Annotated in this window: 17 protein-coding genes, 3 rRNA genes and 1 pseudogene; 4 read left to right on the forward strand and 17 right to left on the reverse strand. The window is 68.6% G+C overall.

Annotated features, from left to right (window positions below):
* Window positions 1–148 precede the first annotated feature (148 nt).
* Window positions 149–805, reverse strand: a pseudogene (locus Actob_RS44145) (phasin family protein); the annotation flags it as partial.
* Between the two features lie 95 nt (window positions 806–900).
* Between Actob_RS44145 and Actob_RS33125 the strand changes: the two are divergent.
* Together Actob_RS33125 and Actob_RS33130 are read left to right on the forward strand one after the other, a co-directional pair.
* Complete coding sequence (locus tag Actob_RS33125) at window positions 901–1,236, forward strand: SCP2 sterol-binding domain-containing protein (RefSeq protein WP_284915815.1); 336 nt, start codon at window positions 901–903, stop codon at window positions 1,234–1,236.
* 411 nt (window positions 1,237–1,647) lie between these two features.
* Window positions 1,648–1,908 (forward strand): hypothetical protein, encoded by a 261-nt coding sequence (locus Actob_RS33130; RefSeq protein WP_284915816.1) that lies wholly within the window; start codon window positions 1,648–1,650, stop codon window positions 1,906–1,908.
* A gap of 279 nt (window positions 1,909–2,187) precedes the next feature.
* On the opposite strand, the gene Actob_RS33135 is transcribed toward Actob_RS33130, so the two are convergent.
* The 7 genes from Actob_RS33135 to tyrS all read right to left on the reverse strand — a co-directional run bounded on the left by Actob_RS33135 (window position 2,188) and on the right by tyrS (window position 13,175).
* Window positions 2,188–3,186, reverse strand: a complete 999-nt coding sequence (locus Actob_RS33135) for an HAD-IIA family hydrolase (protein WP_284915818.1) — start codon at window positions 3,184–3,186, stop codon at window positions 2,188–2,190.
* On the reverse strand, window positions 3,183–4,196 hold the full coding sequence (locus Actob_RS33140) for a Replicase polyprotein 1ab (protein ID WP_284922420.1): 1,014 nt from the start codon (window positions 4,194–4,196) through the stop codon (window positions 3,183–3,185). Before Actob_RS33140 ends, Actob_RS33135 begins: the two co-directional genes overlap by 4 nt.
* 1,310 nt (window positions 4,197–5,506) lie before the next feature.
* A complete protein-coding gene (locus Actob_RS33145) occupies window positions 5,507–5,965 on the reverse strand; it encodes a hypothetical protein (protein WP_284915819.1) in 459 nt (152 codons plus the stop codon).
* A 204-nt stretch (window positions 5,966–6,169) separates the two neighbouring features.
* Window positions 6,170–6,286, reverse strand: a 5S ribosomal RNA gene (gene rrf, locus Actob_RS33150).
* Between the two features lie 157 nt (window positions 6,287–6,443).
* Window positions 6,444–9,516 (reverse strand): 23S ribosomal RNA (locus Actob_RS33155).
* A 345-nt stretch (window positions 9,517–9,861) separates the two neighbouring features.
* A 16S ribosomal RNA gene (locus Actob_RS33160) occupies window positions 9,862–11,376 on the reverse strand.
* Together the 16S, 23S and 5S rRNA genes form the textbook arrangement of a ribosomal RNA operon.
* Before the next feature lie 563 nt (window positions 11,377–11,939).
* Window positions 11,940–13,175: a tyrosine--tRNA ligase gene (tyrS, locus tag Actob_RS33165; RefSeq protein WP_284922421.1), complete on the reverse strand. Its 1,236-nt coding sequence runs from the start codon at window positions 13,173–13,175 to the stop codon at window positions 11,940–11,942.
* An 81-nt stretch (window positions 13,176–13,256) separates the two neighbouring features.
* Between tyrS and Actob_RS33170 the strand changes: the two genes are divergently transcribed.
* A complete protein-coding gene (locus Actob_RS33170) occupies window positions 13,257–14,006 on the forward strand; it encodes a polyphosphate kinase 2 family protein (RefSeq protein WP_284915820.1) in 750 nt (249 codons plus the stop codon).
* Window positions 14,007–14,036: 30 nt separating this feature from the next.
* Window positions 14,037–14,525, forward strand: a complete 489-nt coding sequence (locus Actob_RS33175) for a hypothetical protein (RefSeq protein WP_284915821.1) — start codon at window positions 14,037–14,039, stop codon at window positions 14,523–14,525.
* A 70-nt stretch (window positions 14,526–14,595) separates the two neighbouring features.
* Here Actob_RS33175 and ptsP read toward each other — a convergent pair whose 3' ends face one another.
* The 9 genes from ptsP to Actob_RS33220 form a co-directional block, all read right to left on the reverse strand.
* A complete protein-coding gene (ptsP, locus tag Actob_RS33180; protein ID WP_284915822.1) occupies window positions 14,596–16,215 on the reverse strand; it encodes a phosphoenolpyruvate--protein phosphotransferase in 1,620 nt (539 codons plus the stop codon).
* A complete protein-coding gene (locus tag Actob_RS33185; protein ID WP_284915823.1) occupies window positions 16,208–16,483 on the reverse strand; it encodes an HPr family phosphocarrier protein in 276 nt (91 codons plus the stop codon). Before Actob_RS33185 ends, ptsP begins: the two co-directional genes overlap by 8 nt.
* 8 nt (window positions 16,484–16,491) lie before the next feature.
* Window positions 16,492–17,532: a zinc-dependent dehydrogenase gene (locus Actob_RS33190; protein ID WP_284915824.1), complete on the reverse strand. Its 1,041-nt coding sequence runs from the start codon at window positions 17,530–17,532 to the stop codon at window positions 16,492–16,494.
* Complete coding sequence (locus Actob_RS33195) at window positions 17,529–17,972, reverse strand: PTS sugar transporter subunit IIA (RefSeq protein WP_284915825.1); 444 nt, start codon at window positions 17,970–17,972, stop codon at window positions 17,529–17,531. Before Actob_RS33195 ends, Actob_RS33190 begins: the two co-directional genes overlap by 4 nt.
* Window positions 17,965–18,273 (reverse strand): PTS sugar transporter subunit IIB, encoded by a 309-nt coding sequence (locus Actob_RS33200; protein ID WP_284915826.1) that lies wholly within the window; start codon window positions 18,271–18,273, stop codon window positions 17,965–17,967. Before Actob_RS33200 ends, Actob_RS33195 begins: the two co-directional genes overlap by 8 nt.
* 26 nt (window positions 18,274–18,299) lie before the next feature.
* Window positions 18,300–19,466 (reverse strand): PTS mannitol transporter subunit IICB, encoded by a 1,167-nt coding sequence (gene mtlA, locus Actob_RS33205; RefSeq protein ID WP_284915828.1) that lies wholly within the window; start codon window positions 19,464–19,466, stop codon window positions 18,300–18,302.
* A gap of 120 nt (window positions 19,467–19,586) precedes the next feature.
* Window positions 19,587–20,528: a 1-phosphofructokinase family hexose kinase gene (locus Actob_RS33210; protein ID WP_284915829.1), complete on the reverse strand. Its 942-nt coding sequence runs from the start codon at window positions 20,526–20,528 to the stop codon at window positions 19,587–19,589.
* Window positions 20,525–21,286 carry a DeoR/GlpR family DNA-binding transcription regulator gene (locus Actob_RS33215; RefSeq protein ID WP_284915830.1) on the reverse strand — a complete coding sequence of 254 codons (762 nt, stop codon included), beginning with the start codon at window positions 21,284–21,286 and terminating at the stop codon, window positions 20,525–20,527. Before Actob_RS33215 ends, Actob_RS33210 begins: the two co-directional genes overlap by 4 nt.
* Before the next feature lie 167 nt (window positions 21,287–21,453).
* Entirely contained in the window at window positions 21,454–22,413 is a 960-nt protein-coding gene (locus Actob_RS33220) for a LysR family transcriptional regulator (RefSeq protein WP_284915831.1), read from the reverse strand.
* Window positions 22,414–22,441: the final 28 nt, after the last annotated feature.

Raw genomic sequence — 22,441 nt, forward strand, 5'->3', positions numbered from 1 at the left:
TCGCCGCGGCCTTCCTGGCCGCCGCCTTCCGAGCCGGGCCGCTCGCCGCAGTGGTGGCCCCCGGACTCTCGACCGGCTGCCCCTCCGCCACCGCCGCCGCGACCGCGTCCGCGGCCAGCTCGGCCGGCACCGTCCCGTTCACCCCGGCGGCCGGACCCGCCGAAGTGGATTTCCGCGCCGCCTTCTTGGCCGCCGGCGCCGTCTTGGCCGCCGGCGCCCCGGGTGCGGGCGCGTTACCGGGTGGGGTAGCCGGGGCAGTGCCCGCCGACGGCATCGCGTTCGGGGTGGCCTTCTTCACCGCTTTCTTGGCCAGAGCCTTCTTCGCCACAGCCTTCTTGGCCGGCGCCGAAGCCGCCCGCGCGGCAACCCCGGGCGCGCCGGCCCCTGGGGCGGCAGCGCTGGAAGCAGAAGCGCTGGAAGCAGAAGCGTCGGCAGTCCCCGGCCCGGAAGCCCCGGACCTGGCGGTAACCGCCCCCGGACCCCCCTCGGCCGCGTCCGCCCGAGCCTGCGCCTCCCGCAGCCTCTTCTCCAGATCGTGCACGCGCGTGGTCAACTCGGACACCTCGTCGGCGGTGGCCAGCCCGACCCGCCCGAGCGCGCGATCCACCTCGTAACGAACGATGTTGGTCAGCGCCTCACGGTTGGCGATGCCCGCCGAGAGCAGGTCCTCGACCAGCCCCTGCACCTGCGCCGCCGTCGCACCACCCCGGTTGAGCAGCTCACCGGCGACCTTCTGCGCCTTTTTCCGGGGCGTCTCGGTCAGCCCGAGCGCCAGGTCAAGATAAGCCCGCCATGCATCCGGCATGATCCCTCCTCCTCTCGCCGCGTCGGGTGCCACGCTACCGGCAGCCCCCGACAACTTCCTGAGGTACGGTGCTGGTGTCGCGAGGGGGGACGCCGATGGCCACCGTGGACGAGTGCCGCACAGCCTTGCACGACCTGGCCGCGAAGCTCGCGGCGAACGCGGAGGCGCGCGGCAAGCTCGACCTCGATCGGACGCTCGCCTGCCGGATCACCGACCTGGAGACCGCCTTCCACGGGCGGATCACCGGCGGCCTGCTGACCGACATCGCGGACGGCGACGACCCGAAGGCGAAAATCGCCCTGATCACCACCAGCGACAACCTGATCGCGCTGATCAACGGCCGGCTGGACATCACCCGCGCGATGGCGTCCCGCCAGATCGCCATCAAGGCGAACCCGTTCGACCTGCTCAAGCTCCGCAAACTCCTCTGATCACGCCGGGTGATACGCCCCGGGCGCCCCAATCGTTCAAGCCCGCCCGGCAGCGACGGATCAGGAACGGTCACCATCGCCAAGTGAAGCGGAAATTCGGCCGCTCTCCCACCCGCCGCGCACTGGCGTCGCCGAGATGCGGATCCGCACCGCCACTCGGCCCAGCCGCTCGGCCCGTTGGTGACAGCTTCCGGACGCCCCCTCGCAGGTCGTGCCGCTCGCCTGTGGATCACCAGCGTCTTGATCCACACCTGCCCACCTTCCCGGGCCTCGGCCGCGTCGGACTCCGCTGATCCGCTTGGGGCACCGACGGCGCGGGCGGCCGCTGCCACCCCACCGGCTTGAATCCCCTCGCACCAAAGGGCATTTCGCTGGCCGCCCGCCGATTCCCGGTGGGACGATGAAGGCGAAGTGAGCGACCGCCGGACGACGGCCGCCCCGGGCAACTCGGAGGCGATCATGAACCACGTCCGTCCCGACGTTCCGTGCATCGACGGCACGTGCAACGCGGAAAACGTGCACCAGCGCGCCGAAAAGGTGGCCGTGCCCGATTTTGACTATATGAGCTCGCCGATGGTGGCCATGGTCGACGGCATCTTCCACATCGACCCCGAGGCCCCTCCGCTCCCCCGCCGCCGGCACCGCCCTCGCCCCGAGCAGTACCACCACTGACAATTCAGATCAAAACCCGCTTACGGTACGCCCTGAGCCGTCCCGCCCGCACCCCAGTCCCGCCCGTGGTGCTCCCGCGAGGCCGCCGCCACCCGGGCCCGTGACGCGCCCCCACCCCAGTCCCGCCCATGGTGCTCCCGCGAAGCCGCCGCCACCCCGGCCCGTGACGCGCCCCCAGCCCGGGCTGGTCGTGGGAGTGGTGTCCCGAGCCCGGATACAACGATGAGGGCCAGCCGAGAGAACTCGGCTGACCCTCATCGTCAGGACAAGCAGCGCGGGTCAGAGACCCCAGTCGCGCAGGACTCCGGTGGCCGCATCCGAGCCGGCCTTGACGGCGGTGGCCGGGACCCCGTTCCAGGTGACGCCGCAGAGCAGGCGGAGGGCGTCGACCGCGTCGCCGGAACCGGACAGGGTCGCCCGGTCGCCGTCGTGGGTGAGGTGCCAGCCGTCGACCTCGGTTGCCGGGACCCGGGCCTGGTCCGCGGGGCGGAACAGGCCGGAGAGGTCGGCCGCGACGAAGGTCGGACGTCGCTCGGCGGGAGCGGACAGCAGATCGGCCGGTCCGCTGACGCCGGTGAGAACCAGCAAGCTGTCCATGCCCGCGGTCACCGCGCCCTGGATGTCGGTGTCCAGGCGGTCGCCGATCGCCAGCGGACGCTCCGCACCGGCCAGCGAGGCCGCGGTCCGGAACAGGGCCGGCTGCGGCTTGCCCACCACCACGTCCGGTTCGCGGTCCAGGGCGGTACGGATCACCGCGACCAGCGAGCCGTTGCCCGGCAGCGGGCCACGCGGGCTGGGCAGGGTGCGGTCGGTGTTGGTCGCGTACCAGGTGGCACCCGCACGGATGGCGAGCGCCGCCTCGGCGAGGACCTTCCAGCCGACCTCGGGACCGTACCCCTGAACCACAGCGACCGGGTTGTCCCCGGCCGACTCGACAGGGGTGAGCCCGGCGTCCCGCACCTCGCCGCGCAGCGCCTCCGCGCCCACCACCAGCACCGGCGAACCGGCCGGCACGTGCTCGGCGATCAGCGCGGCGGCCGCGCCGGCCGAGGTGAGCACCTCGGCCGGTGCGGCGCTGACACCCATGCCGGTGAGCAGGGCGGCCACCTCGCCGGCGCGACGGGACGCGTTGTTCGTCGCGTACGCGACAGCGGTCCCGTCCGCACGCAGCCGCTCGACCGCCTCGGCCGCGCCCGGGATCGGTTTGTCGATCAGGAAGACGACGCCGTCCAGGTCGAAGACGGCCAGGTCGTAGCCGCCGGCGAGGTGATCACTCATGCCTGCGACTGGTCGTCCGCCCGACCGGTGAACTCGTCGCCGGCCTTCTCGTACTTCTCGGTCTTCGGCTTCGCGGACTTCGCCTCGGCCGCCGGGACCTCGTCCCGCTCGGCGGTCAGGGCGTCGGTGTTGACGTCGGTGTCGGCCACCCGGGCCTCCGCCGCCTCGTCCTCGTCCTCGAAGTCCTCGTCGTCCTCGTCGTCGTCCTGGTCGGCGAGGTCGTCCTCCTCGAGGTCGTCCTCGTCGAGGTCGCCAACGCTGTCGACGTCGTCCTCGTCGTGCTCCGCCTCGGGCCGGCCGTCCGCGTCGCGGTCGTCGTCCTCGTCACGGTCGTCCCCGGCACGGTCGTCGTGCTGGGCACGCGCCTCGTCGTCGAGGTCCTCGTCGTCCTCGTCGTCGTCACCTTCGATGGTGACCCCGTCGAGCTCGAGGATCCGCTCCGCGGCGTCGGTGAGCTGCTCCTCGTCGACCGCGGCGGCCCGCCCGAACCACTCCCGAGCCTCGTCACGACGACCGGCTGCCAGCAGGGCATCCGCGTAGGCGTAGCGCAGGCGCGCCGCCCAGTCCGCGGTCTCCTCGCCGGTCAGCTCCTTGACCTGGAGCATCGCCACGGCCGCGTCGTGCTGGCCGAGGTCACCACGGGCGCCGGCCGCCACGATCAGCAGCTCGATCGCCCCGGACTTCTCCAGGTTCGCCATGTCGGCACCGCGGTACAGGTCGATCGCCCGCTCCGGCCGGCCCAGCGCCCGCTCGCAGTCGGCCAGCTCGGCCAGGTGGGTCTGCTTGCCGGTCATCCGGTGGTAGGTGCGCAGCTCGGCGATCGCCGTGGTCCAGTCCCCCGCCGCGTACGCCGCCAGGCCGACCGCCTCGCGCACCACGGCGATCCGGGAGGCCAGCCGCCGCGCCGCGATCGCGTGCTGCAGCGCCAGCTCGGAGTCCTCGTCGATGACGGTGCCGGCCGCCACCAGGTGCCGCGAGACCGTGTCGGCGACCTCCCGGGCCAGGCTCACCAGCTCCGCGCGGACCTCCTGGTCCAGGTCGGCCGCGTTGATCTCCTCGGGGATCTCCGGGGCCTGGAAGACGGCCTGGCCGTCCTCGGTGGTCTCCGGCTGGTCGCCGCGGAAGCCGCCCCGGTCCCGGTCGCCGCCGCGGAACCCGCCACGGTCGCCGTCCCGGTCACCACGGAATCCACCGCGGTCCCGGTCGCCACCCTGGTAGCCGCCCCGGTCCTGGGAGCCACCGCGATCGCGGTCGCCGCCACGGAACCCACCGCGGTCGCCACCACCCTGGTAGCCACCCCGGTCGCCGCCACGGTCACGGTCGCCGCCCCGGAAGCCGCCACGGTCGCCACCGCCCTGGTAGCCACCGCGGTCCCGGTCGCCGCCACGGAACCCGCCGCCCTGCGGCCGGTCACCCTGCGGCCGGTCACCGCGATATCCGCCGCCACCCTGGAAGCTCTCCCGGGTGCCACCGGTCCGGTCGCGGTCACCGCCCCGGAAGCCGCCACGGTCGCCACCGCCCTGGAAGCCGCCACGGTCCCCGCCACGGTCACGGTCGCCGCCGCGGAACCCACCGCGGTCCCCGCCACCCTGGAAGCCGCCACGGTCACGGTCGCCGCCACGGAACCCGCCACGGTCGCCGCCACCCTGGTAACCCGGACGGTCGCCACCACGGAAGCCGCCCTGCGAACCACCACGGTCGTCACGGTTGAACGGCCGGCGCTCGCCACCGCCCTGGAAGCCACCACGGTCGCCACCACGGTCACGGTCGCCACCACGGAAGCCGCCGCGGTCGCCACCACCCTGGAAGCCGCCACGGTCACGGTCGCCACCACGGAACCCGCCACGGTCGCCGCCACCCTGGTAGCCCGGACGGTCACCGCCACGGAAGCCGCCACGGTCGCCGCCACCCTGGTAACCCGGACGGTCGCCACCGCGGAAGCCACCGCGGTCGCCGCCACCCTGGTAGCCCGGACGGTCGCCACCGCGGAAGCCGCCCTGCGAACCACCACGGTCGTCACGGTTGAACGGCCGGCGCTCGCCACCGCCCTGGAAGCCGCCACGGTCACGGTCGCCACCACGGAAGCCACCGCGGTCGCCGCCACCCTGGAAGCCGCCACGGTCACGGTCGCCACCGCGGAAGCCGCCACGGTCCCCGCCACCCTGGAAGCCGCCACGGTCACGGTCGCCACCGCGGAACCCGCCACGGTCGCCACCACCCTGGTAGCCCGGACGGTCGCCACCGCGGAAGCCACCGCGGTCGCCGCCACCCTGGTAACCCGGACGGTCGCCACCGCGGAACCCGCCACGGTCGCCACCGCTCACGGAACGGTCGCCACCACGGAAGCCGCCCTGCGAACCACCACGGTCGTCACGGTTGAACGGCCGGCGCTCGCCACCGCCCTGGAAGCCACCGCGATCGCGGTCGCCACCACGGAAGCCGCCACGGTCGCCACCACCCTGGAAACCACCACGGTCGCCGCCACGGTCACGGTCACCGCCGCGGAAGCCACCACGGTCGCCACCACCCTGGTAGCCACCACGGTCACCGCCACGGAAGCCACCACGGTCGCCACCACCCTGGTAACCACCACGGTCACGGTCGCCACCACGGAACCCACCGCGGTCGCCACCGCCCTGGTATCCGCCGCGGTCGCGGTCACCGCCGCGGAAGCCGCCGCGGTCGCGGTCGCCACCCCGGAAGCCGGCCCGGTCGCGGTCACCCGACCGGTTGCCGCCCTGGTATCCGCCTCCATCGCCGCGGCGAGCGTCGCCGCCATCGCGACCGCGGCCCTCCCGGGCCTCGTCACGGTTGCTGGAGCCGCCGTCCTGCGGTCCTGTAGTCACGGATCAGTCCTTCCAAGTACGGCGGCGGGCCCTCGGTGCGGGCGGCCTGGCGTCAAACACAAAGTTACTAGGGAACGAAGTCATAAACGCAGTCGAGGGCCGACCCCAGGTGGGGCGGCCCTCGACCGTTACGTTGAGTCCGGCGGCGTCCTACTCTCCCACACCCTCCCGAGTGCAGTACCATCGGCGCTGGAGGGCTTAGCTACCGGGTTCGGAATGTAACCGGGCGTTTCCCCTCCGCTATGACCACCGAAACAGCTATCAGCGCGGAACCAACCAGCAACCCGTATCCCTCTCCGGCACCCCAGCCGGCCCCGACATCATCGGAAGCCAACCAGAATCCCTGAGAAGAAACAGGGTGGTTGTTCGTTTGCTGTGAATCACACAGTGGACGCAAGCAGAAAATTTAGGGTGGTTAAGCCCTCGGCCTATTAGTACCGGTCAACTCAACACGTTACCGTGCTTACATCTCCGGCCTATCAACCCAATAGTCTCTTGGGGGCCTTACCCACTCAAGGTGGTGGGATACCTCATCTCGAAGCGAGCTTCCCGCTTAGATGCTTTCAGCGGTTATCCCTTCCGAACGTAGCCAACCAGCCATGCTCCTGGCGGAACAACTGGCACACCAGAGGTTCGTCCGTCCCGGTCCTCTCGTACTAGGGACAGCCCTTCTCAAGTATCCAACGCGCACGGCGGATAGGGACCGAACTGTCTCACGACGTTCTAAACCCAGCTCGCGTACCGCTTTAATGGGCGAACAGCCCAACCCTTGGGACCTGCTACAGCCCCAGGATGCGACGAGCCGACATCGAGGTGCCAAACCATCCCGTCGATATGGACTCTTGGGGAAGATCAGCCTGTTATCCCCGGGGTACCTTTTATCCGTTGAGCGACACCGCTTCCACACGCAAGTGCCGGATCACTAGTCCCGACTTTCGTCCCTGCTCGACCCGTCAGTCTCACAGTCAAGCTCCCTTGTGCACTTACACTCAACACCTGATTGCCAACCAGGCTGAGGGAACCTTTGGGCGCCTCCGTTACCCTTTAGGAGGCAACCGCCCCAGTTAAACTACCCACCAGACACTGTCCCTCGACCCGATCAGGGCCGCAAGTTAGATACCCAAACCCAACAGAGTGGTATTTCAACAACGCCTCCACCCGAACTGGCGTCCGAGCTTCACCGGCTCCCACCTATCCTACACAATCGAATTCAGATACCAATGTCAAGCTATAGTAAAGGTCCCGGGGTCTTTCCGTCCTGCCGCGCGTAACGAGCATCTTTACTCGTACTGCAATTTCGCCGGGCCTGTGGTTGAGACAGTGGGGAAGTCGTTACGCCATTCGTGCAGGTCGGAACTTACCCGACAAGGAATTTCGCTACCTTAGGATGGTTATAGTTACCACCGCCGTTTACTGGCGCTTAAGTTCTCCGCTTCGCCCCGAAGAGCTAACAGGTCCCCTTAACGTTCCAGCACCGGGCAGGCGTCAGTCCATATACATCGTCTTACGACTTGGCATGGACCTGTGTTTTTAGTAAACAGTCGCTTCCCCCTGCTCTCTGCGGCCATACCACGCTCCACCCGCAAGGGGCTTCACGCGTCCGGCCCCCCTTCTCCCTAAGTTACGGGGGCAATTTGCCGAGTTCCTTAACCACAGTTCACCCGTCGCCTCGGTATTCTCTACCTGACCACCTGTGTCGGTTTAGGGTACGGGCCGCTCGAAACATCGCTAGAGGCTTTTCTCGGCAGCATAGGATCAATGACTTCACCAGAACGGCTCGGCATCACGTCTCAGCCTATTGCCATGCGGATTTGCCTACATGACGGCCTACACGCTTACCCCGGCACAACCACCGGCCGGGATCATCTACCTTCCTGCGTCACCCCATCACTAAACTACTACCACCCAAGGTCCTGGCCGCCACTCGATCAAACCGAAGTCCTCACAAGCTTTGGGCAGTTAGTACAGATGGGTTCGTCTTGGGCGTTTCTTTGCGGGTACGGGAATATCAACCCGTTATCCATCGACTACGCCTCTCGGCCTCGCCTTAGGCCCCGACTCACCCAGGGCGGATTAGCCTGGCCCTGGAACCCTTGGTCATCCGGCGGAAGGGGTTCTCACCCTTCATTCGCTACTCATGCCTGCATTCTCACTCGTACAGCGTCCACGGCTGGATCACTCCGCCGCTTCACCCGCTGCACGACGCTCCCCTACCCATCCACACAAAGTGTGAATGCCACAGCTTCGGCGGTGTGCTTGAGCCCCGCTACATTGTCGGCGCGGAACCACTTGACCAGTGAGCTATTACGCACTCTTTAAAGGGTGGCTGCTTCTAAGCCAACCTCCTGGTTGTCCATGCGATCCCACATCCTTTTCCACTTAGCACACGCTTAGGGGCCTTAGCTGGCGATCTGGGCTGTTTCCCTCTCGACTACGAAGCTTATCCCCCGCAGTCTCACTGCCGCGCTCTCACTTACCGGCATTCGGAGTTTGGCTGATTTCAGTAAGCTTGTGGGCCCCCTAGACCATCCAGTGCTCTACCTCCGGCAAGAAACACACGACGCTGCACCTAAATGCATTTCGGGGAGAACCAGCTATCACGGAGTTTGATTGGCCTTTCACCCCTAACCACAGGTCATCCCCCAACTTTTCAACGTTGGTGGGTTCGGTCCTCCACGCAGTCTTACCCACGCTTCAACCTGCCCATGGCTAGATCACCCCGCTTCGGGTCTAGAACATGCGACTAAAAACGCCCTATTCAGACTCGCTTTCGCTACGGCTACCCCACACGGGTTAACCTCGCCACATGCCACTAACTCGCAGGCTCATTCTTCAAAAGGCACGCCATCACCCCGAAAGGCTCTGACGGATTGTAGGCGAACGGTTTCAGGTACTATTTCACTCCCCTCCCGGGGTACTTTTCACCATTCCCTCACGGTACTTGTCCGCTATCGGTCACCAGGAAGTATTCAGCCTTACCAGGTGGTCCTGGCAAATTCACAGCAGATTCTAGGAGTCCGCTGCTACTCGGGAACACTGCAAAGAGGCTTGGAATTTTCGTCTACCGGGCTCTCACCGTCTACGGCTGGCTTTCCCACACCATTCGACTAACACCAAACTTTGTAACTCTTCGAGGCCATGTCAGTAACCTCAAGCAGGTCCCACGACCCCCCACGTGCAACCCCTGACAGGTATCACACACGCAAGGTTTAGGCTAGATCCGCTTTCGCTCGCCACTACTCACGGAATCACGGTTGTTTTCTCTTCCTACGGGTACTGAGATGTTTCACTTCCCCGCGTTCCCCTCACATGCCCTATGAATTCAGGCATGGATGACACGACATGACTCGTGCCAGGTTTCCCCATTCGGACACCCTGGGATCACAGCTAGGTTGACAGCTCCCCCAGGCCTATCGCGGCCTCCCACGTCCTTCATCGGCTCCTGGTGCCAAGGCATCCACCGTTCGCCCTTGACAACTTAACCACAGAAAACAAGATGCTCGCGTCCACTGTGCAATTCTCAACCAACGACCAACCCACAACCCCAACAGCAGCTCACCAGCACCGCAATCCGCGGCCGGTATGGGCTGCCAGGTCATGCCTGGCATTGAAGACCAACCACAAGGGTTGTTCTTTCAGATACCCAACAGGGTGCTCATCACCGAGATCCAGCCGCACCAGCCCGCGTTCCCTACCCCGAAGGGTCGTACTAGCGAGGCCGGCCGTTGCCAAACCCGATTAGCCAGTGTCTCCGCCTGTGAGCTCCTCACCAACACATTCGGCTGGTGCAGGATTTCTGTCCATCTTTCGACGGAAGAATGCTCCTTAGAAAGGAGGTGATCCAGCCGCACCTTCCGGTACGGCTACCTTGTTACGACTTCGTCCCAATCGCCAGCCCCACCTTCGACGGCTCCCTCCCACAAGGGGTTAGGCCACCGGCTTCGGGTGTTGCCGACTTTCGTGACGTGACGGGCGGTGTGTACAAGGCCCGGGAACGTATTCACCGCAGCGTTGCTGATCTGCGATTACTAGCGACTCCGACTTCACGGGGTCGAGTTGCAGACCCCGATCCGAACTGAGACCGGCTTTTTGGGATTCGCTCCACCTTACGATTTCGCAGCCCTTTGTACCGGCCATTGTAGCATGCGTGAAGCCCTGGACATAAGGGGCATGATGACTTGACGTCATCCCCACCTTCCTCCGAGTTGACCCCGGCAGTCTCCCATGAGTCCCCAACTGAATGCTGGCAACATGGGACGAGGGTTGCGCTCGTTGCGGGACTTAACCCAACATCTCACGACACGAGCTGACGACAGCCATGCACCACCTGTGAACGGCCCCGAAGGACCCTACATCTCTGCAGGATTTCCGTACATGTCAAACCCAGGTAAGGTTCTTCGCGTTGCATCGAATTAATCCGCATGCTCCGCCGCTTGTGCGGGCCCCCGTCAATTCCTTTGAGTTTTAGCCTTGCGGCCGTACTCCCCAGGCGGGGCGCTTAATGCGTTAGCTGCGGCGCAGAGAACCGGAGAGGTCCCCCACACCTAGCGCCCAACGTTTACAGCGTGGACTACCAGGGTATCTAATCCTGTTCGCTCCCCACGCTTTCGCTCCTCAGCGTCAGTATCGGCCCAGAGACCCGCCTTCGCCACCGGTGTTCCTCCTGATATCTGCGCATTTCACCGCTACACCAGGAATTCCAGTCTCCCCTACCGAACTCTAGCCTGCCCGTATCGAATGCAAGCCCGAAGTTGAGCCTCGGGTTTTCACATTCGACGCGACAAGCCGCCTACGAGCTCTTTACGCCCAATAAATCCGGACAACGCTCGCGCCCTACGTCTTACCGCGGCTGCTGGCACGTAGTTGGCCGGCGCTTCTTCTGCAGGTACCGTCACTTGCGCTTCGTCCCTGCTGAAAGAGGTTTACAACCCGAAGGCCGTCATCCCTCACGCGGCGTCGCTGCATCAGGCTTCCGCCCATTGTGCAATATTCCCCACTGCTGCCTCCCGTAGGAGTCTGGGCCGTGTCTCAGTCCCAGTGTGGCCGGTCGCCCTCTCAGGCCGGCTACCCGTCGTCGCCTTGGTAGGCCATTACCCCACCAACAAGCTGATAGGCCGCGAGTCCATCCCAAACCGAAAAACTTTCCACCACGCTCCATGCGAAGCTAGGTCATATTCGGTATTAGCCCCCGTTTCCGAGGGTTATCCCAAAGTCTGGGGCAGGTTACTCACGTGTTACTCACCCGTTCGCCGCTCGAGTACCCCGAAGGGCCTTTCCGCTCGACTTGCATGTGTTAAGCACGCCGCCAGCGTTCGTCCTGAGCCAGGATCAAACTCTCCAACAAAATCTGTTGTAAAGCGCTCCTGGCAACAAAAATGTTGCCAAAGGAATCTCCCACCTGTCCAAAGACAGGCCGGGGTATTGCCATAATTGGCACTGGCTTTTCAAGCACCCTGTTGAGTTCTCAAAGAACAACCGCACACCATCAGAAGAACCGCTTTCGCGGCCCGCCCTCCGGGGCACTCGCTCTACTTTACCCGCCATTCCCAGTTCGTCAAATCCGCGTTTCGCAACCCGAATTCAACCGACACCGAGAATTCGCACGACCGTAGACCGTGCGATCTTGGTAGGGTTTCCGTCAGGACGGCCGCTCCGAGCCCCTCGCGGGTCTCGCTCGCTCGCCCGTCTCCCTGGCGGCTCGTAGAACATTACTCGCCGCTCCCGGCAACGCCAAATCGGGGCCCAGCGACCGTCGTCACACCCGTCGCGAGGCACAAAACCTCAGGTCAGCGCCGTTTCCGTCGATCACCGACGCCCGGCCCAAGGCCTCATTCCGGGCAGAACGTCACGTGCCATCCTCAGAAATGAAGAATCCCGGCCCCCAAAAGGGGGACCGGGACTCCGAGATCAGGCCGAGAACTCCACGCCGGCGAAGGTCCGCTTGCCCCGCCGCAGCACCAGGAACCTCCCGTGCAGCAGCGCGGACGCGGGCACTGTCGCCTCCCCGTCGGTGATCCGCTCGTTGTTCAGGTAGGCGCCGCCCTCGCTGATCGTGCGGCGGGCCTCGTTGGCGCTGGCCACCAGACCCGACTCCTTGAGCAACGTGCCAACGGTCGGCAGCTCACCGCGTACCGAAAGCAGTCCTGCCTCGGTGAGAGCGGCGCGCAACGTGTCGGCGGACAGCTCGTCGAGCGAACCTCGCCCGAAGAGTGCCTGGCTGGCCGCGACGGCCTGCCGGGCCTCCGCCTCGCCGTGCACCAGCGCGGTGATCTCCTCGGCGAGGGCGCGCTGCGCGAGCCGGGCCTGCGGGCGCTCGGCTGTCGCTTTCTCCAGCTCCTCCAGCTCCTCGCGGGTCTTGAAGCTGAAGTAGCGCAGGTACTTGTCGACGTCCCGGTCGTCGCTGTTGATCCAGAACTGGTAGAAGGAGTACGGCGTGGTCATCGTGGGGTCGAGCCAGACGGCGCCGCCCTCGGTCTTGCCGAACTTGGTGCCGTCGGCCTTGAGCACCAGCGGGGTGACGAAGGCGTGCACCGGGCCGGCCCCGCGGCGGCGGACGAAGTCGACGCCCGCGGTGATGTTGCCCCACTGGTCGGAGCCGCCGAACTGCAGCTGGCAGCCGTTACGCACGTGCAGCTGGTAGAAGTCGTTGGACTGCAGCAGCTGGTAGCTGAACTCGGTGAAGCTGATCCCGCTCTCCAGCCGGTTGCGCACCACGTCGCGGGCCAGCATCTTGTTGACCGGGAAGTGCTTGCCGACGTCGCGCAGGAAGTCGATGACCGAGGTCGGGCCGGTCCAGTCCAGGTTGTTGACCAGGGTGGCGGCGTTCTCCCCGGTGTAGGTGACGAACGGGGAGAGCTGCTCGCGGATGCGCCGCACCCAGCTCTCCACCACCTCCGGCGGGTTCAGCGTGCGCTCGGCGGACTCGCGCGGGTCGCCGATCTGCCCGGTCGCGCCGCCGACCAGCAGCAGCGGCTTGTGCCCGGCCTGCTGCAGGCGCCGCGCGGTGATGACCTGCATGAGGTGACCGACGTGCAGCGAGGCGGCGGTGGGGTCGAAGCCGACATAGAACGTGATCGAGCCGCCGTCGAGTGCCTTGCGCAGCTCGTCGGGGTCGGTCGAGTCCTGGATCAGTCCGCGCCACATCAGGTCGTCTACGAGAGTCACGCACGGATTCTCCCGCACCGCCGGGTGGGCGGCACACCGGGTTTCGGGGATGCTGATCGGATGGGTCACCTGGGTAGCGCGAAACCGCCGCACGAGATCGGCAAGAAGAAGGCAGCGGCCCGTCTCGAGGAGGCGCAGCAGCGGCTTCTCCGGTTGCGGCTGATGCTGGGCGGGCAGATCGGCGACAAGCGGATCGGGCCGCCGCTCTGTGTGCTCTTCGAGGGCTGGGACGCGTCCGGCAAGGGTGGGGCGATCAAACGGCTGGTCGCGCCGCTGGACCCTCGGCACGTACGGGTGTCGCAGTTCGCCGCGCCGACCTACGACGAGAAACGGCACCACTTCCTGCAGCGGTTCTGGGCCGTGCTGCCCGGCGCCGGCGGTATGACCGTGTTCGATCGCTCCTGGTACGGCCGGGTGCTGGTCGAACGGGTCGAGGGCTTCGCCAGCGAGGAGCAGTGGAAGCGGGCCTACGACGAGATCAACCAGTTCGAGCGGGCGCTCACCGCCGAGGGCATGATCCTGATCAAATTCTGGATGCACGTCTCCGACCAGGAGCAGCTGCGGCGCTTCGAGGACCGGAAGAACGATCCGTTGCGGACGTGGAAGCTGACCGACGAGGACTGGCGCAACCGGGAGAAGCGGGAGGCGTACGCCGAGGCGATCGAGGAGATGCTGGACCGCACCGATCAGCCGAAGGCGCGCTGGCACGTGATTCCCGGGGACGACAAGGGGTACGCCCGGCTCGCGGTGGTGGAGCAGGTCTGCCATGTGGTGGAGAAGCGGCTCGCCAAGCTCGGGGCGTTGGCCTGATTAGCCGCATATGCCCGATATGGTGGGTGCATGCGTAAGTTGGTGTTGAGCCTTGCCGCCGTCCTGGCCGGCGTCGCCGGAACGGCGGGAGCGGCGCTGGCCACCGAGCCGGCGCCGCAGCCCGCTGCCACTCCCGCGGCCGCCGCCGCTCCCGTGCCCGCCGCGAAGCCCGTGACCAAGCAGGCGGTAGCCGTCGTTGTCGTCCGCACCGGCGGACGGCACGGCGGCCAGTCGGTGTTCACCCTGGTCGGGGCCTCCTCCCGGGACGAGGCGGAGGTGCTGCGACTGGCCTCCAGCCCGGCGTTCCAGGCACTGCGGCCGCGTTACGCGCCGGCCGGCGCCGTCAAGAACCGGTACACCTATCGGATCGAGGCGGGGTACCGGGACGACAGCAAGAAGCGGGTGACGGTGGTGGAGGGGACGCCCGGCACGCCGAAGGTGGTGCTCGAGGTGATCCGCCTGATGACCGATGAGTCGGACATGTCATCGGATTTCCCGCCGGGATTCCCGTTCAACTGACGATCTCGCGGGCGGCCGCGCGCAAGAAGCCGTTCCACCGGCGACCCCGCGCGGCCGCCGCACGTTTCGCTCAGCCCACGACCTTGCCCACGACCTCGCGCGCGGCCACCGCATCCGGCGCGGCCACCGCCAGCTCCGCGAGGCGACGACATTCCGCGTACGAATACCGCGCCAGCGAGGCCCGCACCCCGGGAAGCGCCCGAGCCGACATGGACAGGCTGCTCACCCCGAGTCCAGCCAGCACCGGAGCCAGCGCCGGATCCGCCGCCGCCTCCCCGCACACCCCGACCGGCTTCCCGGCGGCCCGCCCCGCCGCCCCGCAGATCCCGATCAGCTGGAGCAGCGCCGGCTGCCAGAAGTCGAGCAGGTCCGCCAACTCCCCGCACATCCGGTCGGCGGCGAACGTGTACTGACTCAGGTCGTTGGTCCCGATGCTCAGGAAGTCGACCACCTCCAGCAGGTCGGCGGCGCGCAGCGCGGCGGCCGGCACCTCGATCATCACGCCGGCGGTGGGCAGCCCGGCCTCGCGTACGGCGGCCGCGAAGGACGCCGCCTCGGCCGGCGTGGAGACCATCGGCGCCATCACCCAGACGTCCGCCTCGCTGCCGGCGGCCGCCTCGGCGATCGCGGCGAGCTGGGTGGTCAGCACCTCCGGGCGCCGCCGGGCCACCCGGAGGCCGCGGACGCCGAGAGCCGGATTGGGCTCGCCGTCCTGGTCGAGGAACGGCAGTGGCTTGTCCGCGCCGGCGTCCAGGGTGCGGATCACCACGCGTTGTCCGGGCATCCCGCGGAAGACGTCCCGGTAGGCGGCGGCCTGCTCCTTCCGGCTGGGCTCGGCGGCCCGGTCGAGGAAGAGCAGTTCGGTGCGGAAGAGGCCGATGCCCTCGGCGCGAGGCAGGTCCTTCGCCGAGCCGACGTTGGCCAGTAGTTTCACCGCGTGCCCGTCGGCGGTGCGGCCCGGACCGAGGGCATCCAGCGGATCCGCTTCTCTCGCCGCGAATCGAACGCCCGTCACGCCCACCTCGACCCGGCCGGTGGACCCGTCCACCTCCACCAGGGTGTGCTCCGCGACCGCCGACACCCCGCGGCACGCCACCACCGCCGGCAACCCGAGCGCCCGCGCCAGAATCGCGGTGTGACTCGTGGGCCCGCCCACCTCGGTCACCAGCGCGAGCACCTGAGCCGGGTCGAGATCCGCGGTGTCCGCCGGTGCCAGGTCGCGGGCGGCCAGCACGTACGGATGGCCGGGCCGCGGCACCCCCGGCATCGGCAGCCCGAGCAGTACCGCCACCGCCCGGTCCCGCAGATCGTCCAGATCCGCGACCCGCTCCGCGAGGTACCCGCCCGCCTCGGCGAACATCTCGCGGAACGTGCCGAACGCCCCGTCGATCGCGTGCGGCGCGTCGACGCCCTCCTCGATCCGCGACCGGACCGCGTCGCGCAACTCCTCGTCCCCGGCCATCAGCGCCTCGGCCCGCAGTACCTCGGCCACCGTCGCCTCGGACGCCCGGTCCGCCCGCCGTTCCAGGTCGGCGACCACCGCGGCGAGGGCGTCGAAGGCGCGTGACACCTCGGACGGCGCGTCGGTGACCGGCACCGGCGGGGGCAGCGCCGGCGCCGCCGCGATCCGCAGCAGCGGACCGGCGGCGACACCCGCGGACACCCCGATACCCGACAGGCGCTCAGGCATCGTCGGCGTCCAGATCCCTGGCGAGCAGCGCGGCCAGGTCGTCCAACGCCTGCTCGGCGCCCTCGCCGTCGGCTTGCAGGGTCACCTCGGTGCCCTGCTTGGCGCCGAGCGCGAGCACCGACAGCATGCTCTTGGCCGGCACCGGCTTGCGGCCGGCCACCTGGATGGTGACCTTCACCGGCGCCGCCGCTGCCGCCTCCACGAAGAGTTTGGCGGGGCGGGCGTGCAAGCCGCTGGCGGAGCCGACGGCGACCGTACGTGTGGACATGACGCCTCCTAGGGCTCGATGGTGACCTTGATGGCCTCGCCGCGCTCGACGATGCCGAACGCCTCGATCGCCCGGTCGAGCGGCAACCGGTGGGTGATCAGGTCGGCGACCGGGACGGCGCCGGTGGCCACCAGGTCGAGGGCCTGCCTGTTGTGCGCCGGGCTGGACCCGTTCGCGCCGATGATCATCAGTTCCCGGTAGTGCACGAGGTTCGAGTCGCAGGTGATCGTCGGCTGGTCCTTGGGCAGCCCGCCGAAGAAGCTGATCCGCCCCTGCCGGGCCGCCATCCGAAGGGCCTGCTCCTGCGCCTTGCCGGAGGCGGCGGCCGTGATGATCACGTCGGCGCCGCGCCCGCCGGTGAGCTCGAGGACCCTCTCGATCGGGTCGACCTCGGCCGCGCAGATCGCCGCGTCCGGCTTGACCAGGTCGGCGGCCATGTCCAGACGCTGCCGGCTGAGCTCGACCAGGAAGACCCGGGCGGCGCCGCGGGCCCGGGCCAGCCGGACGTGCAGGCAGCCGATCGGGCCGGAGCCGATGACCACCACGTCGTCACCGTCACCGACCCGGGCGAGATTCTGCGCGTTGAGCGCGCAGGCGAGCGGCTCGGCCACCGACGCCTCGGCGAACGAGACACCGTCCGGGATCCGGTTCAGGCCGTCGACCTCGAGGACCTCTTCCGGTACGACCATGTACTGCGCGAAGCCGCCCTCGAAGTGGTAGCCCATCGACACCTGGTTCAGGCAGATGGTCATCCGGCCGCGCCGGCACTCGTCGCACTTGCCGCAGGGGATCGCGGCGATCACCTGAACCCGGTCACCGGCCGCCCAGCCCTCGACGCCGTCGCCGACCGTGACGATCTCCCCAGCGATCTCGTGACCCATCACCCGGGGCGGGTGGATGTGGTGGTGCCCGAACTTGGAGATCTTCACGTCGGTGCCGCAGGTGGAGCAGTTCCGTACCCGGATCTTCACCTGGCCCGGGCCGGCCTCGGGCTCCGGCACGTCCTCGAACCGGACGTCGCCGGGTGCGTGGAATCGCACGACCTTCACTCGGACTCCTCCTTGATCGACCCGAGCAACCGGATCACCGTTGATGGATCGGTGGCCTCGCGCAGTTCGCGGGCCGCCTCCTCGTCGAGCAGGATCTCGGCGAGGGCGGCGAGCAGCTCGACGTGCCCGTCCCCCTTGGCGGCGATGCCCACACACAGCGTCACCGGCTCGCCGTCCCAGTCCACGGTCTCCGGGAAGCGCAGCACCGACAGCGCGTCCCGACGCACCAGTTCCTTGCCGCCGAGGGTGCCGTGCGGGATGGCGACACCCTCCCCGACGTACGTGGAGATCGACCGCTCCCGGGCCAGCATGGTGTCCACGTAGCCCGGGTCGACCGCGCCGATCTCGACGAGTGCCAGGCCGGTACGGCGGATCGCGTCGTCGCGGTCCGCCGCCGTCTCGGCGAGCCTGATCGCCCGGCGGTCCAGCAGCTCAGACATCGAGGTCGGTGCCCTGCTGGATGGCCTTGACCACCTTGGTGACCGCCGGGTCACCCAGGAAGATCTGGAACGGCACGATCGGCTTGCCGGGTGCCACCGAGCGGGCCCGGGCGGCCAGCCCGGCGTGGCAGACCACCACGTCGGCGTCGCCCGGGATGGAGTTGACCGGGGTGTGCTCGACGGTGACGCCGGTCTTGCCGAGCTGCTTCTTGAGCGTGCTGGCGAGCATGACGCTGCTGCCCATGCCGGCGTCGCAGGCGACGACCAGCTTGTGGATGTCCTTGCCGTTGATGGTGGCCATGACGGACTCTCCGTTCGGGGGGTGGGTTAGGCGGTTTCCTTGGTCTCCGCCGGAGCGGCCGGGTGCTGGGTGCCGGCGGTCTCGGCGACCAGCACCGCCTCGTCGGCCACCGCCTCGTCGGCGACCTCCTCGGGCTCCTGATCGGACTTGAGCCTGCCGAAACCGAGCAGCGCGGAGGCGACGCCGAAGGTGACCGCCGCCGAGATGACCACGCCGAGGATCATGCCGACGTAACCGTCCTTCGCGGTCACCGCGAAGTAGGCGAAGATGCTGCCCGGCGCCGGGGTGGCGACGGTGCCGGTCCCGGTGATCATGAAGGTGGCGACACCCGACATGCCGCCGGCGATCATCGCGAGGATCAGGCGCGGCTTCATCAGCACGTACGGGAAGTAGATCTCGTGGATGCCGCCGAGGAACTGGATGATGATCGCGGCGGGCACCGTCGGGCGCAGCACCCGCGGTCCGAAGAACAGGAACGCGAGGAGCAGGCCGAGGCCGGGCCCGGGGTTCGACTCGATCATGAACAGGATCGACTTGCCGTGCTCCTGCACCTGCTGCACGCCGAGCGGGCCGAACACGCCGTGGTTGATGGCGTTGTTGAGGAACAGCACCTTGGCCGGCTCGACCAGGATCGAGGCGAGCGGCATGAGGCTGTGGTCGAGCAGCCAGTCGACCGCGTTGCCGGCCGCCTTGGTCAGCCCGTCGACGACCGGGCCGATGGTGAGCTTGCCCAGGATGGCGAAGGCCGCGCCGACGATGCCCGCGGAGAAGTTGTCGATCAGCATCTCGAAGCCCGGCTTGACCTTGCCGTCGATCGCGTTGTCGAAGATCTTCAGCACCCACGCGGTGAGCGGGGCGATGATCATCGCGCCGAGGAACATCGGCACGTCCGCGCCGACCACCACGCCGAAGGTGGCGATCGCGCCGACCACGGCGCCGCGCTGGCCGTGCACGATCCGGCCGCCGGTGTAACCGATCAGCACCGGCAGCAGATACTTGATCATCGGGTCGACGAGCTGGGCCAGATTCTCGTTGGGCAGCCAGCCGACCGGGATGAACAAGGCGGTGATCAGGCCCCAGGCGATCAGCGCGCCGATGTTGGGCATCACCATCCCGGCCAGGTAACCGCCGAGCTTCTGCACGCGGGCCCGGAAACTCGTCCCGGTGACCTCAGGGGTGTACGAAGACGCCATCGCGGATCTCCATTTCGTCGATCGGGGTCGTGTCAGGCCCCCGGGAGAGATTTCGGGTAGGGGTCAGCCGCGACCGCACGGCCGCTGCTGGTGACGGTTACCGAGTTGGGGGTACGGCGCTCAGTCGCGCCCGAGGGGACGGGTGGGGTCGGGGTGGGGGTCGAGGCGTACCGTCGAACGGTCGAGGTCCTGGGGTCCCGGCATGCGGCTGCCCGGCAGGCTCACCGCCGCCGCGCCCCAGGCGAGTCCCTCGGTGAGCGCGGCCGCGCCGCACGCGCCCGCCGCCAGGAACCCGGCCAGCAGCGCGTCCCCGGCCCCGACGGTGCTGCGCGGGACGGTCACCGGTGACGTCCCGGCCAGCACCCCGGACTCCTCGACCAGGACCGCGCCGTCCGCGCCGAGGCTGGCCAGCACCGCCCCGGCGCCGGCCGCGCGCAGCCGGGCGCAGGCGTCCAGGACGTCGCCGAGCGTGCCCAGCTCGGCACCGGCCGCCTCGGCCAGCTCCTCCCGGTTCGGCTTGACCAGGGCGGCGCCGGCGTTGACCCCGGCGAGCAGGGCCGGGCCGCTGGAGTCGACGGCGAGCCGGGCGCCGGCCGCGACCAGCCGCTCGCAGAGTGCGGCGAAGGCCGGGACGGACGGGCCGGGTGGCAGGCTGCCGCAGATCACCACCCAGTCGGCGAACCTGGCGGAGGCCAGCACCGCGTCGCTGACCTCGGCGAACTCCGCGGCGGTGAGCGTCGGACCGGCTTCGTTGATCTTCGTGACCGTGCCGTCCGGCTCGGCCAGGGTGATGTTGGAGCGGGTCCGCCCGACGATCGGGACGGCCACCAGGTCGACGCCCTCCCCCTTGAGGAGGTCGACCAGCTGCTCCCCCTCGGCGCCGCCGGCCGGCACCACGGCTGTCGACCTGATCCCGTTGGCGAGCAGCGCGCGGGAGACGTTGACACCCTTGCCGCCCGGGTCGATATGCGAGTCACCGGCCCGCAGCACCTCGCCGCGGACCAGCGCGTCGACCTCCAGGGCGCGATCGACGCTCGGGTTGAGCGTGACGGTGAGGATCATGCCCGGACCATCCGCACCCCGGTGGCCTCGACCTCGGCGGCCAGCTCGTGGTCGAGCCCGTTGTCGGTGATCAGCAGGTCCAGCTCGGCGAGGCCACCGAACCGGGCCAGGTAGTCGTTGCCGATCTTGGTGTGGTCGGCGAGCAGCACCACCCGGCGGGCGGCGGCGATCATCGCCCGCTTGACCGCCGCCTCGGCCGGGTCGGGGGTGGTCATGCCGCGCTCGACGGTGCAGCCGTTGGTGCCCATGAAGGCCACGTCGACGTACATCTCGGACAGCGGCCGCAGCGCCCAGTCGTCCACCGTGGCCAGGGTCTTGCCGCGCACCCGCCCACCGAGCAGCAACACCGTCAGGTTCGGCTTGAGGCCCAGCGTCGCGGCCAGCACCGGCGAGTTGACCACGACGGTGAGTTCGCGGTCGGCGGGCAGCAGGTGGGCCAGCCGGGCGGTGGTCGTCCCGGCGTCCAGGATCACCGCACCGTCCTGCGGGACCTCGGCCAGGGCGGCCTTGGCGATCCGTTCCTTCTCGCCGATCAGCACGGCGTCGCGGGTGGCCAGGGCAGGCTCGAAGCCGAGCCGCTCGACCGGGATCGCTCCACCGTGCACCCGGCGCAGCACACCGGCCCGCTCCAGCACCGTGAGGTCGCGCCGGATCGTCTCGGCGGTGACGGTGAAGCTGTCCGCCAGCGTGACCACGTCCACCCGGCCCTCCGCACGGGCGCGCCGGACGATCTCCTGCTGCCGTTCCTCCGCGTACATCCGCTCACCGTCCAGCCATCGATTTTGCTTTGTCTTTGTTTACGCCCGGTTCTGTCCGAGCGCAATATGTCAAAGAGATTTCGGTCTCCGCACAGGAGAAATCCTGGAGCATCAATGGGGCGAATGCCGCGTCATCCCCCGGACCACGCGGAGCGGTCGGATGATCATCAATGCCCGACTGTGTTGGCTTTCGCCTCGCCCGCGGGATCCGGGGCACCCGCGGTACGCCCGGCCAGCTCGGCCACCGTCTCGCGGACCCGATCGCGGAGCCAGCGGTGCGCGCCGTCGGCGTCGTAGCGCTGATGCCAGGCCATGGCGATCTCCTTGGGCGGCAGCGGGACGGGCGGACGCAGCGCGACCAGGCCCAGGGCCTCGACCGCCCGGCTGCCGAGCCGCTCCGGCATCAACCCCACGAGATCGGTCCGGGCGACCACCACCAGGGCCGCACCGAAGGTCGGCACCGCGAGGGCGACCTGCCGGGTCAGCCCCAGCCCGGCGAGCGCCTCGTCGATCGGGCCGGTGAGCTTGCCCCGCCGGGACGCGCTCACGTGCACGGCCGCCGCATAGCGCTCCGGGGTGAGCTCCCCGGCGGTCAACGGGTGGCCGGCCCGGACGATCGCCGCCATCCGGTCGGTGAACAGTGGCTCCACCACGATCTCCGGCGGCGCGTCGGGCACCACGCCGATGTCCAGGTCGGCCTGGCCGTCACGCAACTGCAGGCCGCCGTCCGCCGCCGGATCCTCACCGAGGAAGCGCAGCGTGACGCCGGGCGCCTCGGCCCGCACCCGGGCCAGCAGCTCCGGGCCGAGCGCCGTCGCCACGTCGTCGGCGAGCACGGTGAAGACCCGCCGCAGGGTGGCCGGGTCGGGCGGGTCGGGCGGGGTGAAGACCGCGCGGGCGCGCTCGACCAGCGCGTGCACCTCGGTGCGCAGCTCCTGGGCACGCGGGGTGAGCACCATCCGCCGCCCGGACCGGACCAGCACCGGATCGCCGATCACCGCCCGGATCCGGCCCAGCGCGCGGCTGGTGGCCGGCTCGGACAGGTGCAGCCGGCGGGCCGCGCCACCGACGCTGCCCTCCTCCAGCAGCGCGTCCAGGGCGAACAGGAGGTTCAGGTCCAGGTTCATTGCGTCTCGTGCAACCTTTCCTTGTGAA

It is taken from the genome of Actinoplanes oblitus, from assembly GCF_030252345.1.
GTDB lineage: Bacteria > Actinomycetota > Actinomycetes > Mycobacteriales > Micromonosporaceae > Actinoplanes > Actinoplanes oblitus.

Coding starts and splice junctions, on each gene's coding strand:
- Actob_RS33215 (WP_284915830.1), bottom strand. CDS start 21,286: ATGTACGCGGAGGAACGGCAGCAGGAGATCGTCCGGCGCGCCCGTGCG.
- Actob_RS33200 (WP_284915826.1), bottom strand. CDS start 18,273: ATGGCCACCATCAACGGCAAGGACATCCACAAGCTGGTCGTCGCCTGC.
- Actob_RS33175 (WP_284915821.1), top strand. CDS start 14,037: ATGCGTAAGTTGGTGTTGAGCCTTGCCGCCGTCCTGGCCGGCGTCGCC.
- ptsP (WP_284915822.1), bottom strand. CDS start 16,215: ATGCCTGAGCGCCTGTCGGGTATCGGGGTGTCCGCGGGTGTCGCCGCC.
- tyrS (WP_284922421.1), bottom strand. CDS start 13,175: ATGTGGCGCGGACTGATCCAGGACTCGACCGACCCCGACGAGCTGCGC.
- mtlA (WP_284915828.1), bottom strand. CDS start 19,466: ATGGCGTCTTCGTACACCCCTGAGGTCACCGGGACGAGTTTCCGGGCC.
- Actob_RS33210 (WP_284915829.1), bottom strand. CDS start 20,528: ATGATCCTCACCGTCACGCTCAACCCGAGCGTCGATCGCGCCCTGGAG.
- Actob_RS33135 (WP_284915818.1), bottom strand. CDS start 3,186: ATGAGTGATCACCTCGCCGGCGGCTACGACCTGGCCGTCTTCGACCTG.
- Actob_RS33195 (WP_284915825.1), bottom strand. CDS start 17,972: ATGTCTGAGCTGCTGGACCGCCGGGCGATCAGGCTCGCCGAGACGGCG.
- Actob_RS33220 (WP_284915831.1), bottom strand. CDS start 22,413: ATGAACCTGGACCTGAACCTCCTGTTCGCCCTGGACGCGCTGCTGGAG.
- Actob_RS33145 (WP_284915819.1), bottom strand. CDS start 5,965: ATGGCGGCGACGCTCGCCGCGGCGATGGAGGCGGATACCAGGGCGGCA.
- Actob_RS33125 (WP_284915815.1), top strand. CDS start 901: ATGGCCACCGTGGACGAGTGCCGCACAGCCTTGCACGACCTGGCCGCG.
- Actob_RS33185 (WP_284915823.1), bottom strand. CDS start 16,483: ATGTCCACACGTACGGTCGCCGTCGGCTCCGCCAGCGGCTTGCACGCC.
- Actob_RS33170 (WP_284915820.1), top strand. CDS start 13,257: ATGGGTCACCTGGGTAGCGCGAAACCGCCGCACGAGATCGGCAAGAAG.